The sequence below is a fragment of the Vibrio sp. Vb1980 genome, assembly GCF_033338615.1.
GTDB classification, from domain to species: Bacteria; Pseudomonadota; Gammaproteobacteria; order Enterobacterales; family Vibrionaceae; genus Vibrio; species Vibrio alginolyticus.
Genome location: NZ_JAWOSZ010000107.1, coordinates 1 through 623 on the forward strand (window position 1 = coordinate 1; position 623 = coordinate 623).

Genomic DNA, 623 nt, shown 5'->3' on the forward strand with positions numbered 1-623 from the left:
TCACGCTTAGTCATCGCTTCGGTTTCCGGGTTGTAGATAGAGTGGCATAGCCAGTTCTCATCATCACGATCAGGGAAGTCGAAGCGAGCATGAGCACCACGACTTTCTGTACGGTAGTTTGCTGCAACTGCTGTTGAGAACGCGGTTTCCATCAGGTTATCTAGTTCTAGACACTCAATACGTTGCGTGTTGAACTCAGAAGATTTGTCGGCTAAGTGAGCATCTTTCAGACGTTCACGAATTACCTTCAACTCTTCTAGGCCCGTCGCCATTGCATCACCTTCTCGGAATACCGAGAAGCTGTTTTGCATACAGCGTTGTAGGTCTTTACGGATTTGTACTGGATCTTCGCCACCAGTGCTATTTTCCCAACGCATAGTGCGCGCTAGAGAAGCTTCGATGTCTGATTCAGTTGCAGGGCGAGCTTCAACTTGAGCAGCAAGAGTCTCACCTAGGTGTAGGCCTGTTGCACGACCAAATACCACCAAGTCAAGCAGTGAGTTACCACCTAGACGGTTTGCACCGTGTACAGACACAGAAGCAATTTCACCACAAGCGTATAGACCTTGAACTTCCGCTTCGCTGCCATCCGCAAGTTGCTTAATCGCTTGACCAGAAACTTG

Annotated in this window: 1 protein-coding gene; it reads right to left on the minus strand. The window is 48.8% G+C overall.

Going from position 1 to position 623, the window contains the following annotated elements:
* On the minus strand, positions 1-623 hold a 623-nt coding region (locus R7F64_RS24005), incomplete at both ends, for an FAD-binding protein (RefSeq protein WP_318072167.1).